This is a genomic window from Streptomyces sp. NPDC026500, from assembly GCF_055567635.1.
Genome location: NZ_JBVHQB010000004.1, coordinates 144,893 through 158,048 on the forward strand (window position 1 = coordinate 144,893; position 13,156 = coordinate 158,048).

General features: G+C 70.3%; 11 protein-coding genes. 1 reads left to right on the top strand and 10 read right to left on the bottom strand.

The genetic code is table 11. The features are described 5' to 3' along the window. Positions 1-139: 139 nt before the first annotated feature. From aroB to ACZ4N5_RS08950, 9 genes are all read right to left on the bottom strand, one after another. On the bottom strand, positions 140-1,231 hold the full coding sequence (gene aroB / locus ACZ4N5_RS08910; protein ID WP_355839541.1) for a 3-dehydroquinate synthase: 1,092 nt from the start codon (positions 1,229-1,231) through the stop codon (positions 140-142). Continuing rightward, the gene (locus tag ACZ4N5_RS08915; RefSeq protein ID WP_467756428.1) at positions 1,228-1,743 is read right to left on the bottom strand and encodes a shikimate kinase; all 516 of its coding nucleotides are present in this window, start codon (positions 1,741-1,743) and stop codon (positions 1,228-1,230) included. The genes aroB and ACZ4N5_RS08915 overlap by 4 nt, the downstream gene beginning before the upstream one ends. Next, positions 1,740-2,924: a chorismate synthase gene (aroC, locus tag ACZ4N5_RS08920; protein WP_467756429.1), complete on the bottom strand. Its 1,185-nt coding sequence runs from the start codon at positions 2,922-2,924 to the stop codon at positions 1,740-1,742. The genes ACZ4N5_RS08915 and aroC overlap by 4 nt, the downstream gene beginning before the upstream one ends. Before the next feature lie 272 nt (positions 2,925-3,196). Continuing rightward, positions 3,197-4,036 carry a shikimate dehydrogenase gene (locus tag ACZ4N5_RS08925; RefSeq protein ID WP_467756430.1) on the bottom strand — a complete coding sequence of 280 codons (840 nt, stop codon included), beginning with the start codon at positions 4,034-4,036 and terminating at the stop codon, positions 3,197-3,199. Further along, positions 4,017-5,855 (bottom strand): endolytic transglycosylase MltG, encoded by a 1,839-nt coding sequence (gene mltG, locus ACZ4N5_RS08930; RefSeq protein WP_467756431.1) that lies wholly within the window; start codon positions 5,853-5,855, stop codon positions 4,017-4,019. The genes ACZ4N5_RS08925 and mltG overlap by 20 nt, the downstream gene beginning before the upstream one ends. A 177-nt stretch (positions 5,856-6,032) precedes the next feature. Continuing rightward, entirely contained in the window at positions 6,033-6,497 is a 465-nt protein-coding gene (gene ruvX / locus ACZ4N5_RS08935) for a Holliday junction resolvase RuvX (protein ID WP_467756432.1), read from the bottom strand. An 11-nt stretch (positions 6,498-6,508) separates the two neighbouring features. Next, complete coding sequence (gene alaS, locus ACZ4N5_RS08940; protein WP_467756433.1) at positions 6,509-9,181, bottom strand: alanine--tRNA ligase; 2,673 nt, start codon at positions 9,179-9,181, stop codon at positions 6,509-6,511. Continuing rightward, the gene (locus tag ACZ4N5_RS08945; protein WP_467756434.1) at positions 9,181-9,552 is read right to left on the bottom strand and encodes a DUF6167 family protein; all 372 of its coding nucleotides are present in this window, start codon (positions 9,550-9,552) and stop codon (positions 9,181-9,183) included. Before ACZ4N5_RS08945 ends, alaS begins: the two co-directional genes overlap by 1 nt. 7 nt (positions 9,553-9,559) lie before the next feature. After that, entirely contained in the window at positions 9,560-9,994 is a 435-nt protein-coding gene (locus tag ACZ4N5_RS08950) for a DUF948 domain-containing protein (RefSeq protein ID WP_261702773.1), read from the bottom strand. 161 nt (positions 9,995-10,155) lie between these two features. On the opposite strand from ACZ4N5_RS08950, the gene ACZ4N5_RS08955 reads away from it, so the two are divergent. Further along, positions 10,156-12,324, top strand: coding sequence for an ATP-binding protein (locus tag ACZ4N5_RS08955; RefSeq protein WP_467756435.1), 2,169 nt, complete (start codon positions 10,156-10,158; stop codon positions 12,322-12,324). A 39-nt stretch (positions 12,325-12,363) separates the two neighbouring features. Here ACZ4N5_RS08955 and rpsD read toward each other — a convergent pair whose 3' ends face one another. Then, entirely contained in the window at positions 12,364-12,978 is a 615-nt protein-coding gene (rpsD, locus tag ACZ4N5_RS08960) for a 30S ribosomal protein S4 (protein ID WP_054233962.1), read from the bottom strand. Positions 12,979-13,156 lie beyond the last annotated feature (178 nt).

Here is a 13,156-nt window from a genome sequence, read left to right on the forward strand (position 1 = left end):
TCCCGTCGCTACCGAACGGTACCTTCCCCGGCCGCCGTTGTGTGAACGGCCGGGGAGCGTGCGAAGTGCCCGGGAGGGAGAGGCAAAACGGGTTGAGCAGGGGTCCTTCGGAACATACGTCCGCGCGGGGCGCCGCCCGTTACTCGCCGACCTCGCCGTAGGCCGCGAGCAGGACGGCCGGATCCGGGCCCTCCAGGACGGTCGGCTTGGCCAGCCCGTCGAGGACGATGAAGCGCAGCATGTCGCCGCGGGACTTCTTGTCGACCTTCATGTTCTCCACGAGCTTCGGCCACTGGTCGTAGCGGTAGCTCAGCGGGAGCCCGACGGACTCCAGGATCGTGCGGTGCCGGTCGGCGGTCGCGTCGTCCAACCGGCCCGCGAGGCGGCCGAGTTCGGCGGCGAAGTGCATGCCGACGGAGACGGCCGCGCCGTGCCGCCACTTGTAGCGCTCGTTCTTCTCGATGGCGTGCGCGAGGGTGTGGCCGTAGTTGAGGATCTCGCGCAGTCCGGACTCCTTGAGGTCGCCCGAGACGACCTCGGCCTTGACCTTGATGGAGCGCTCGATCAGCTCGGCGGTGTGCGGGCCCGCGGGCGTCCGGGCCGCCTCGGGGTCGGACTCGATGAGCTCCAGGATCACCGGGTCGGCGATGAAACCGGCCTTGATGATCTCCGCCAGCCCGGAGACGTAGTCGTTGACCGGCAGCGAGTCGAGCGCGGCCAGGTCGCACAGCACGCCCGCGGGCGGGTGGAAGGCGCCGACGAGGTTCTTGCCCTCGGCGGTGTTGATGCCGGTCTTGCCGCCGACCGCCGCGTCGACCATGGCGAGCACGGTCGTGGGTACGGCGATCCAGCGCACCCCGCGCAGCCAGGTCGCCGCCACGAAACCGGCCAGGTCGGTGGTGGCACCGCCGCCGACGCCGACGATGACGTCGGTGCGGGTGAAGCCCGACTGGCCCAGCGCCTTCCAGCAGTAGGCCGCGACCTCGGCGGTCTTGGCCTCCTCGGCGTTCGGCACCTGGATGGCGACGGTCTCGAAGCCCTGCTCCGCCAGGTCGGCGCGGAGCGCCTCGCCGGTTCCGGCGAGCGCCTCGGGGTGGATCACGGCGACACGCTTGGCCCTGTCGCCGATCAATCCGCCGAGCTCGCCGAGGAGTTGACGGCCGATCAGGACCTCGTAGGGGTCGGTGCCCGCGGTGCCGCCGACCTGGACGCGGGTCACTGCCTCGCTCATGCTTCCTTCAACTCCAGTGCGTCGAGGACCCCTTGGGTGACCTCTTGGGGGGTGCGGCCGTCGGTCGCCACGACCGCGCGGGCGACTTCGGTGTACAGGTGGCGGCGTGCCTCCATCAGCTCGCGCCACTGCCTGCGGGGGTTGACGGCGAGCAGCGGCCGGGCCGCGTTCAGTCCGGTGCGCTGGACCGCCTCCTCCACGTCCATCGAGAGGTAGACGACCTGGTGGCCGGCGAGCAGCGCGCGGGTGTCCTCGTCGAGGATCGCACCGCCGCCCAGCGCCAGCACACCGTCGTGCTCGGCGAGCGCCTCGCGCACCGCCCGCTTCTCGATCGCGCGGAAGGCGGACTCGCCCTCGTCGACGAAGATGTCGGCGATCGTGCGGCCCTCGGCGGCCACGATGTCGTCGTCCGTGTCCCGGAAGGCGCAACCGAGCCGCTCGGCGACGAGCGCGCCCACCGTGGACTTGCCGACCCCCATCGGGCCGACCAGCACGAGCCGTGGGGCGGTCACCGGACGACCAGGTTCTCGAGGTAGCTCCGCACGTTCCGGCGGGTCTCCGGGACGCTGTCGCCGCCGAACTTCTCGGCGACGGCGTCGGCGAGGACGAGGGCGACCATGGCTTCGGCGACGATCCCGGCGGCCGGGACCGCGCAGACGTCGGAGCGCTGGTGGTGGGCCTTGGCGGCCTCGCCGGTGGCGACGTCGATGGTGGCCAGCGCGCGCGGCACGGTCGCGATCGGCTTCATCGCGGCGCGGACGCGCAGCAGCTCGCCGGTGGTCAGACCGCCCTCGGTGCCGCCGGAGCGGCCGGTGGAGCGGCGGATGCCGTCCTCGGTGTGGACGATCTCGTCGTGGGCCTGCGAACCGGGCACACGGGCCAGTTCGAAGCCGTCGCCGACCTCGACGCCCTTGATGGCCTGGATGCCCATGAGCGCGGCCGCGAGCCGGGCGTCGAGACGGCGGTCCCAGTGCACGTGCGAGCCGAGGCCCACCGGTACGCCGTACGCGAGCACCTCGACGACGCCGCCGAGCGTGTCGCCGTCCTTGTGGGCCTGGTCGATCTCGGCGACCATCGCCTTCGAGGCGTCGGCGTCGAGGCAGCGCACCGGGTCGGCGTCGAGCTTCTCCACGTCGGAGGGCTTCGGGTAGACGCCGTACGGCGCCTTGGCCGCGGCCAGTTCGACGACGTGCGAGACGATCTCGATCCCGGCCGTCTCCTTCAGGTAGGAGCGGGCGACCGCGCCGAGCGCGACGCGGGCCGCGGTCTCGCGGGCGGAGGCGCGCTCCAGGATCGGCCGGGCCTCGTCGAAGCCGTACTTCTGCATGCCGGCGAGGTCGGCGTGGCCGGGCCGGGGGCGGGTCAGCGGGGCGTTGCGGGCAAGGTCGGCGAGGATCTCCGGGGCGACCGGGTCGGCCGCCATGACCTGCTCCCACTTGGGCCACTCGGTGTTGCCGACCATGACGGCGACCGGGGAGCCGAGGGTGAGACCGTGCCGGACGCCGCCGAGGAAGGTGACCTCGTCGCGCTCGAACTTCATCCGGGCACCGCGTCCATAGCCCAGGCGCCGCCGGGCGAGGTGGTCCGCCACCATCTCCGTGGTGATCGGGACGCCGGCGGGAAGGCCCTCCAGCGTCGCGACAAGTGCGGGACCGTGGGACTCCCCCGCGGTCAGCCAGCGCAACCTGCTCAACGGTGCTCCTCATGCTCGCGCCCTGGTACTGCTGCTGCGTACACGCGTCCTCGCGTACAGCGACGGCGCGACCGGGTGCGTGGCCCTGGCCCGCCGCCTCCGATCCTTTCACGTCCGGGGGCGGTAATCGGCCGCAGGTCCATCAGGCGGACGCACATGGCCGGGTCGCACCGGCCCGGGTACGCCCGCGGGGGCGCCGGAGCGGGCCCGTCCCGGGCCGTCCCGGCGGCCGCCTCTCGGCTGCCTGCCCGCCGGGGCTCGACCGGTGTCGCCTACCGGGCGGCGAGCGCGTGCTCGCCCGCCTTGCGCATGGCGCCGAGCGGCGCGGGCGCCCGCCCGGTCATCTGCTCGACCTGGAGCACCGCCTGGTGCACGAGGAGATCGAGTCCGCCGACGACGGCTCCGCCGTACGCCGACCAGCGCGCCGCGAGGTCGGTCGGCCAGGGGTCGTACAGCACGTCGAAGAGGGTCGTGGGGCGCTCCGGGACGGCGGCGGCCAGTGCGTCCGTGGTCCCCGCCGGAGTCGTGGCGATCACCAGCGGAGCCCGCAGTGCCTGCTCGGCGTCGGTCCAGTCCTCGGTGCGCACCTCGATGTCGAGCCGCTCGCCCCACTGCCGCATCTCGGCGGCCCGCTCCTTGCTGCGGACGTACGCGACGATCTCGCCGGTGCAGATCCGCGCGAGGGCGGCCAGCGCGGAGGAGGCGGTGGCTCCGGCACCGAGAACAGCGGCCGAGTCGACCTGCTCGATGCCCCGCTCGCGCAGCGCGGCGACCATCCCGGGGATGTCGGTGTTGTCGCCGACGCGCCGTCCGTCCTCGGTGAACACGACCGTGTTGACCGCCTCGACGGAGGCCGCCGTCTCGCTGATCTCGTCCACCAGCGGCATCACGGCCCGCTTGAGCGGCATGGTCAGCGACAGCCCGGCCCACTCGGGTCCGAGACCCTCGAAGAAGCCGGGCAGCGCCTCCTCGTCGACCTCGAACCGGTCGTACGACCAGTCGCCGAGGCCCAGCTCCCGGTACGCGGCACGGTGCAGCACCGGGGAGAGGGAGTGAGCGATCGGCGAACCGAGCACCGCGGCCCGGCGGGCATCAGTCGCCCGAGCTGGCATTGAATTTATCCTTGAGCTTCTGGAATTGGGCCAGCGTCTTGGCGAATTCGGTATTGTTCTGACCGTCGGTCGCCACGAAATAGAGCCAGCCGTCCTTCGTGGGGTTGAACACCGCCCTGAAGGCGTCGTCACCCGGGTTGCCGATCGGACCGGGCGGCAGACCCGCGTGAGTGTAGGTGTTGTACGGGTCCGGATTGCTGTTGATCTCGGACGAACTGATGTGAATCTTGCTCTGACCCTTCAGGTAATTGAAGGTCGAGTCGAACTGCAGCTTCTGATTGGTCTCGGTGTTGGTGCGCTTCAGCCGGTTGTAGACGACTTCGGCCATCTTCCGGTAGTCGTCGTGCGTCTTGCCCTCGGCCTGGACCAGGCTCGCGACCGTGACGACCTGCAAGGGATTGTCGAGGTGGAGGGCCTTCGCCTTCGCCATGATTCCCAGCGCGGTGTACTTCTTGTTGGCCTGCGCGACCATGCTCTTCAACACGGTCTCGGGCTTCATGCCCTTGGCGGCGGGATACGTGAGCGGGTAGAGGAACCCTTCCAGCGGATCCTTTATGTCCTTGTTGCTGTTCGCCCAGCTCGGGAGCCCCAGGCTCTTGTATTCCTTCCTCGCGACGCCATTGGTGGTGCCGGCGGAAAGTCCGAGCTTCTTGTCGATCGCCGCGTACACCTGGGCATTGCGGAACCCGGGAGGCACGGTCACATTGTTCTGGCTCTTGGGATCGAGCATCAGCTCGACTGCGCTCGCGGCCGACATCCCCTTCCTCAGGAGATAGGCGCCCGCCTGAATCGACTTGCCCTTGGGATTCTTCTGCTGAGCGGAGACGAAGGCATCGACGCTCTTGACGACGCCGAGTTCCTTGAGCCTCTGGCCGATTACGTAGCCACCCTCGCCCCTGGCAATCACGACGGCGACCTGTCCCGAGCCCTCGCCCGAAAAGTCGGGAGCCGAGCCGAAACGATTCTGGTAGTAGTGATAGCCGAAATACCCGGCTCCGGCGAGACCGCCTCCGAAGACCATGACGACCACCAGGCAGGCGCAGCCGCTGCGGCGCTTCTTCTTGCCCGTGCCGCCGCCCCGTTCCTTGCGGCCCCGGCCCTTCTTCGGGTCGTCATCGTCGTCGTCGAGGTCGTCATCGTCGTCGCCACCGGCGAAGAACGCGTGCTCGCCCTGGTCCGGTCCCGGGTCCCAGTCCGGCTCCGGTTCGGGTTCGGCTCGTCGCCGGGCGGGCGGCTCGGGCGGCGGATAGGCATCGGGGGTGCCATAGAAGTCGGACTGCTCACCCGTGTACTGGCCGGCGTAGGGGTCGGCAGGATCGGAGGAGTAGGGCACCTGGGACTGCGGCCCGGCGTTCTGGCCGCCGTCGGGGTACTGCTGCTGGCCCTGGTTGCCGTACTGCTGCCGGCCCTGGTCCCCGTACGGCTGCTGGCCTTGACCGGGGTACTGCTGCCGGCCCTGGCCGTTGAACTGCTGCTGGCCCTGGTCGCCGTACTGCTGCTGCCCCTGACCGGGGTACTGCTGCCGGCCCTGATTGCCGTACTGCTGCTGCCCCTGACCGGGGTACTGCTGCTGCCCCTGATTGCCGTACTGCTGCTGGCCTTGACCGGGGTACTGCTGCTGCCCCTGGAACTGCTGCCCCTGCTGGAACTGCTGCTGGTCCTGGTACTGCCCCGGCTGTCCCTGCGGTGGGTACTGCTGCTGCCCCTGGCTCCAGTCGCCTTGCTGCGCCTGCTGCTGCGGATAGTGCTGCGGCTGGCCGCCGTCGTAGGCGGACTGGCCGTCGGCGGCCTGTCCGCCCCATCCGCTGTCCCCGTACAACGGGTCCTCCGGATGCCACGGTTCGGAGCCAGGGCCCCGGCCATACTCAGTCATCGATCCCCTACGAGCCGCGAGCCGGCAGCTGCCGGCTCCTATGGCCCGGCTCCCGTCCGCCTCTTTACTGTGCGACGGCTGTTCGAACGCCACCGCATCGGGCGGAACGTTACCGTATCGCGATCACATGACCACTTCGACGCCCTCGCCGGGGGACTTGCCTGACACTCGTTCGGATTCCAGCGCCTGTTGCAGAATGATGACGGCGGCCGCCTGGTCGATGACCGACCGGCCCTTCTTCGATTTCACGCCCGCGGCGCGCAGGCCCTGACCGGCCGTGACTGTGGTCATCCTCTCATCCACGAGCCGTACCGGAACGGGAGCGATCCCGCCCGCGAGCTCCTGGGCGAAGGCACGGACCTTCACCGCGGCGGGGCCCTCGCCCCCCTTGAGGGAGCGAGGGAGCCCGACGACGACCTCGATCGGCTCGTACTCCTCGACGAGCTGCCTCAACCGCCGGTGGGCGGCCGGGATGTCACGTCCCGGGACCGTCTCCACCGGTGTCGCGAGGATCCCGTCGGGGTCGCACGAGGCGACCCCGATCCGGGCGTCCCCGACGTCGATCGCGAGTCGACGTCCTCTGCGCATGTCCGCGGCCCTTACTTGGCCGTCTCGGCGACGAGGCGCTGGACCGCGTCCATGGCCTCGCCGACGGCGGCGGGGTTCTGGCCGCCGCCCTGGGCGACGTCCGGCTTGCCGCCACCGCCGCCGCCGAGGGTCTTGGCGGCCGCACGGACCAGCTCGCCGGCCTTCAGACCGCGCTCGCGGGCGGCCTCGTTGGTGGCGATGACCGTCAGCGGCTTGCCGCCCGCGACCGTGAACAGGGCCACGACGGCGGCCCGTCCGCCCTGGATGCGGCCGCGCACGTCGAGGACCAGCCTGCGCAGGTCGTCGGCGCCGGTGCCGTCCGGCACCTGACCGGTGACCAGGGCGACGCCGTTGACGTCCTTGGCGGAGTCGACGAGACCGGCGGCGGCCTGCAGGACCTTCTCCGCGCGGAACTTCTCGATCTCCTTCTCGGCGTCCTTCAGCTTGCCGAGCATGGCGGAGACCTTCTCCGGAAGCTCCTCGGCACGGCCCTTGACCAGCTCCTGGAGCTGGGCGACGACCGTGTGCTCACGGGCCAGGAAGTTGTACGCGTCGACGCCGACCAGGGCCTCGATGCGCCGTACCCCGGAGCCGATGGACGATTCGCCGAGCAGCTTGACCAGGCCGAGCTGGGCGGTGTTGTGCACGTGCGTGCCGCCGCACAGCTCCTTGGAGAAGTCGCCGATGGTCACGACGCGGACGCGCTCGCCGTACTTCTCGCCGAACTCGGCGATGGCGCCCTGCTTCTTGGCCTCGTCGATGCTCATGACCTCGGCCTGGACGTCCAGGTCGCGGGCGAGCACCTCGTTGATCTGCTGCTCGACGTCCGTCATCACGGCCGTCGGGACGGCGGACGGGGAGCCGAAGTCGAAGCGGAAGCGGCCGGGCTGGTTCTCGGAACCGGCCTGGGCGGCCGTCGGGCCGAGGGCGTCGCGCAGCGCCTGGTGCGTGAGGTGCGTGGCCGAGTGGGCGCGGGCGATGGCCGTACGACGGCGTACGTCGATGGTGGCCTGGGCCTTGGCGCCGACGGTGACCTCGCCGACCTGGACGACACCCTTGTGGACGTAGACACCCGGGACGGGCTTCTGGCAGTCGCGGATCTCGATGATGGCGCCGGTGTCGACCCGGATGCGGCCCGTGTCACCGATCTGGCCGCCGCCCTCGGCGTAGAACGGGGTGCGGTCGAGGACGATCTCGACCTCGTCGCCCTCGGTGGCGGCCGGGGAGGAGACACCGTCGACGAGGATGCCGACGACCGTCGACTCCGCCTCGGTGCGGTCGTAGCCGATGAAGTCGGTCTCTCCGGCGGCGTCGGCGATCTGACGGTAGGCACCGAGGTCGGCGTGGCCGGTCTTCTTGGCGCGGGCGTCGGCCTTGGCCTTGTCCCGCTGCTCCTTCATCAGGCGGCGGAAGCCGTCCTCGTCCACCGAGAGGCCCTGTTCGGCGGCCATTTCGAGGGTGAGGTCGATCGGGAAGCCCCAGGTGTCGTGGAGCAGGAAGGCCTTGTCGCCGGCGAGGACCGTGCCGCCGGAGTCCTTGGTGTCGGTGATGGCCGTGTCGAGGATGTTCGTACCGGCCTTCAGCGTCTTGAGGAAGGCGGCCTCCTCGGCGAGGGCGACGGTCTCGATCCGCTGCCGGTCGCTGACCAGCTCCGGATACTGCTGGCCCATCATCGCGATCACGACGTCGATGAGGTCCTTGACGACGGGCCCGGTGGCACCGAGCAGCCGCATGTTGCGGATGGCGCGGCGCATGATGCGGCGCAGCACATAGCCGCGGCCCTCGTTGCCAGGGCTCACGCCGTCGCCGATGAGCATCACGGAGGTGCGCATGTGGTCGGTGACCACGCGCAGCGAGACGTCGGAGCCGTGGGCGGCGCCGTACTCGACACCCGTCAGCTCGGTGGCCTTCCTGATGACGGCCATGGAGGTGTCGATCTCGTACATGTTCTGCACGCCCTGCAGAATCATGGCGAGGCGTTCAAGACCGAGGCCGGTGTCGATGTTCTTGCTGGGCAGGTCGCCGAGGATCTCGAAGTCGTCCTTCGAGGTGCCCTCGCCGCGCTCGTACTGCATGAAGACCAGGTTCCAGATCTCCACGTACCGCTCGTCGTTGACGGCAGGGCCGCCCTCGACGCCGAACTCGGGGCCGCGGTCGTAGTTGATCTCGGAACACGGGCCGCAGGGGCCCGGGACGCCCATGGACCAGTAGTTGTCCTTCTTTCCGAGGCGCTGGATACGCTCGGCCGGGACGCCGATCTTGTCGCGCCAGATGGACTCGGCCTCGTCGTCGTCGAGGTAGACCGTGATCCACAGGCGCTCCGGGTCGAGCCCGTAACCACCCTTGTCCTGGGGCGAGGTGAGCAGCTCCCAGGCGTAGGTGATGGCGCCTTCCTTGAAGTAGTCGCCGAAGGAGAAGTTGCCGCACATCTGGAAGAACGTGCCGTGCCGCGTGGTCTTGCCGACCTCTTCGATGTCGGGCGTGCGCACGCACTTCTGCACGCTGGTGGCGCGCGGCCACGGCGCCTTGACCTCGCCGAGGAAGTACGGCTTGAAGGGGACCATGCCGGCGGGGACCAGGAGCAGAGTCGGGTCGTCCGCGATGAGCGACGCCGAAGGGACGACGGTGTGACCGCGCTCCTCGTAGAAGCTCAACCAGCGGCGGCGGATTTCAGCCGACTCCATCAGTGGTCCTCATTCCGGTTGCACGAGTACGTCGTGTTCTCGATGTACTTGATCTGCTTGTTGTTGCCGAGCTGCTTGCTGCCGGGCCGCTCGGGGTCGCCGATCGCGGCGGTCCGGCGCTGCGTGGGCAGTTCGGGGTCCGGGCGCTCGTTCAGGCCGAGCACCTCGCCGAGTTCGGCCTCTCGTTGGGCCATCCCGTCACGGACGTCGAGCGCGAACTCCTTGAGCCGGTGACCCGCGTCGATCGCCTTGTTGGCGGCCTGTGCCGCGAGGCTCTCGGGGGTCAGCTTCTTGAGCTTGCGGTTGACCTTGGTGGTGGCCCATACACCCGCGGCTGCGCCTGCGGTGAACCAGAACGTACGGCGGAACATCGCTGCGTCAGTCCTTCTTCCGCTTTCCCCGCCGCGCGGACGGGACGGTGCGGCCCACGATCACGGTACGCCGGGACGCTTTGTCGGGCACATTCTCTCGACGGCCTCCGATGGCCCGGCGCACGCCGTAGCCGAACGCCGCGACCTTGACCAACGGGCCGCCGAACGTGGAGGCGACGGTCGTCGACAGCGCCGACGCGTTCGACGTGACCTCCTGGACGTCCGACGCGATGGCGTCGACCCGGTCGATCTGCGTCTGCGCGGAGCGCACCGCCGCGGAGGCGTCCGCCAGGAGCGGGACGGCCTGGTCGGTCACGTCCGCCACGAGCTTGGTGGTCGCCCTGAGCGTCTGGGCCAGCCTCACCAGCGCGACGGCGAGGAAGGAGACCAGGATCGCCCAGAAGACGGCCACCAGAATCCCGGCCACCTCACCACCGGACACTGTGCACCCGCTCCCTGACTGTGTGCCTGAACATCGAAAAGTCGTCACCCGAGCCTATCGCGCCGGGGCCGGGGCTCCGTACCGCATTTAACGGCTCCGCGGTGTGGAGTTGCCCGAAGCGATTGTACGGAGTGCTAAGGGGTCAGTACGCTCCGTATCTCATGCAGCGTTCTCACCGCGCCCGGCGCTCCGGTCCTGCGACACCCGGCAATCTGCCCCTGGAACTCGACGCGTTCGTGGGGCGCACCGCCGAACTCGCACGGCTGGCCGCGGCACTGGAGACGGTCCGTCTGGTCACCGTGACCGGCATGGGAGGGGTCGGCAAGACCCGGTTCGCCGCCCACGCGGCGGCACGGACGGACGTACGCGACGGGGTGTGGCGCGTGGACCTGTCCACGGTGCACGACCCGGACCTCGTGGAGTACGCGGTGGCCGAGGCCCTCGGTCTGACGGACCACACGGCCAAGCCGACGCGGCAGGTGCTGCTCGACCACTTCGCCGGACGTCGGATCCTCCTGGTCCTGGACGGCTTCGAGCACCTGGTGGACGTGAGCGCCGCGCTGGTGGGCGAGTTGCTGCGGCGGGCGTCCGGACTGCGGGTGCTGGCCGTGGGCCGCAGGCCGCTGGAGGTCGGGGGCGAGCGGGTGTTCCCGCTGGCTCCGCTGACCGCGACGGAGGCGGTGGAGCTGTTCGCGGACCGGGCGGCGGCCCGGGTGCCCGGCTTCGCCCTGGGCGAGGGGAACCGGTCCGCCGTCGAGGAGTTGTGCCGACGCCTGGACGGAATCCCGCTGGCGCTGGAGCTGGCGGCGGGCCGCCTCAGCGCCCTCTCGCCCGCGCAGCTCCTCGCCCGTCTGGAGGACCGGTTCCGGCTGCTGACCGGCGGAGGGCGCGACGCGCCGCCGCGGCACCAGACGCTGCGGACGGCGATCGGCTGGAGCCATGAGCTGTGCACGCCGGGGGAACGGCTGCTGTGGTCACGGCTGTCGGTGTTCGCCGGGCGGTTCGACCTGGAGGCCGCCGAGTACGTGTGCGGCGGGGACGGACTGCACGCCGACGACGTCCTGGACGTGCTCGGCGCACTGCTCGCGCAGTCGGTGCTCTCGCGCGAGGAGACGGCGGCGGGTGTGCGCTACCGCATGCTGGACACGGTGCGGGCCTACGGCGCGGACTGGCTGGAGGCGACGGGCGACGCGGAGCGGCTGCGGCGCCGGCACCGCGACTGGTACATGGGCCTGGCCACCTGGTGCGAGCTCGACTGGTTCTCGCCGCGGCAGGGCGAGGTGGCGGCACGCGTCGATACGGAACTGCCGAATCTGCGCAGCGCGCTGGAGTACTCGCTCACCGAACCGGACGAGGCGCATCTTGGCCAGTATCTGGCGGGCACCCTGTGGTTCTACTGGGTCGGCTGCGGCCGGCTCTCCGAGGGCCGGCACTGGCTGGAGCGCAGTGTCGAGCTCGACGGCGACCGTGACCAGTCGCGGCTGAAGGCCCTGTGGGTGCTCGGCTATGTGGCGGTCCTCCAGGGGGACTCGGTGCCGGCGCTGTCCGCGCTCCAGGAGTGCCGCGAGGAGGCGGAGCGTTCCGAGAACGCCGTCGCGCTCGCGTACGCCGAACATCGCACCGGCTGTCTGGCCCTGGTCTCGGACGACATGGCACGCGCCGAAGCCCTGCTGCGCTCGGCGCTGGACCGCTATCACGAGATCGGCGAGCTGAACAGCAATGTGCTGATGGGCCAGGTCGAGCTGGCGATGGCGCTCGCCTTCCAGGGCGATCTGCCGGGTGCGGTGAAGCTGTGCGAGGACGTCCGCAGGGTCTGCGAGGACCACGGGGAACGCTGGGCGCTGGCGTACGCGCTGTACGTCCTGGCCTACCAGGCCCAGGTCGAGGGCGATCAGGCACGGGCCCGGGATCTCCTGGAGCAGGGCCTCGGCATCGCGCACAGCTTCCACGATCTGCTCGGCGCGGTCCTCACGGTCGAGCTGCTCGCCCTGGTCACGGCGGTGGAGGGCGATCCGGCCGAGGCCGCGCTGCTCCAGGGGGCGGCATCGCGGATGTGGCCGTCCGTGGGCCTGCCGCTGTTCGGTTCGGCGTACTACAACGCGCCGCACGAGCGCTGCGCGGCCCATTCCCGGCAGCGGCTGGGCGACGAGCGGTACGAGGAGTGCGTACGGGCGGGAGAGCTGCTCGGGCAGGAGGCGGCGGTCGCCCGTGCGCTCAAAGGGGCCGGGGCTCCGCCGCTCGGGGCCGTGCCGTCGCCGCGCAGGCTGCCGCCGGACATGCGAAAGCCCGCCGTCTCGCCCACCTCGAAGGGCGGGGAGACGACGGGCTGACACTGACGCGCAGGTGGTACCGCGTCCGCTGTAAGAAGATCAGCGGGCGTAGTACTCGACGACGAGCTGCTCGTCGCAGATCACCGGGATCTCCTTGCGGTTCGGCTCACGGTCCAGGCGGAACGCCAGGGCCGGGAGGTTCACCTGGAGGTAGCGCGGGGTCTCACCGTCGGGGGCGAAGCCGCCCGCGCGGGAAACCTCGAACAGCGTCTTGCTGCGGCTGCGCTCGCGGACCATCACGACGTCGTCGGGACGGACGCGGAACGAGGGCTTGTCGACCTTCTGGCCGTTGACCTCGATGTGGCCGTGAACGACCATCTGGCGGGCCTGGTAGATCGTGCGGGCGATGCCCGAACGAAGGACCAGCGCGTCGAGACGACGCTCCAGCTCGATGATCAGGGCCTCACCGGTCTTGCCCTGGACCTTGGAGGCACGCTCGTAGGCGCGGACGAGCTGGCGCTCGGACACGTCGTACTGCGCGCGCAGACGCTGCTTCTCGAGCAGACGGACCTTGTAGTCCGAGTTCTGCTTGCGGCCACGGCCGTGCTCACCCGGCGGGTAGGGGCGGGCCTCGAAGTACTTGACAGCCTTCGGGGTCAGCGCGATGCCGAGCGCACGCGACTTCTTGACCTTGGGGCGGGACTGGTTCGCCATGAACCAAACACCTCATGTTTTAGATGCGAATACGGCTTCACCAGGGTTAGGGAGGTCGCAATCCGCAGCCCGGGAAACCCTCCTCGCCGCTGTGGAAGTCCACATGGACGGGGCGGGCAGCCGCTCCTGGGTCTGGGCACATACGTGCAGCACGCGAGTGGCCCACCGACCTCTCCCG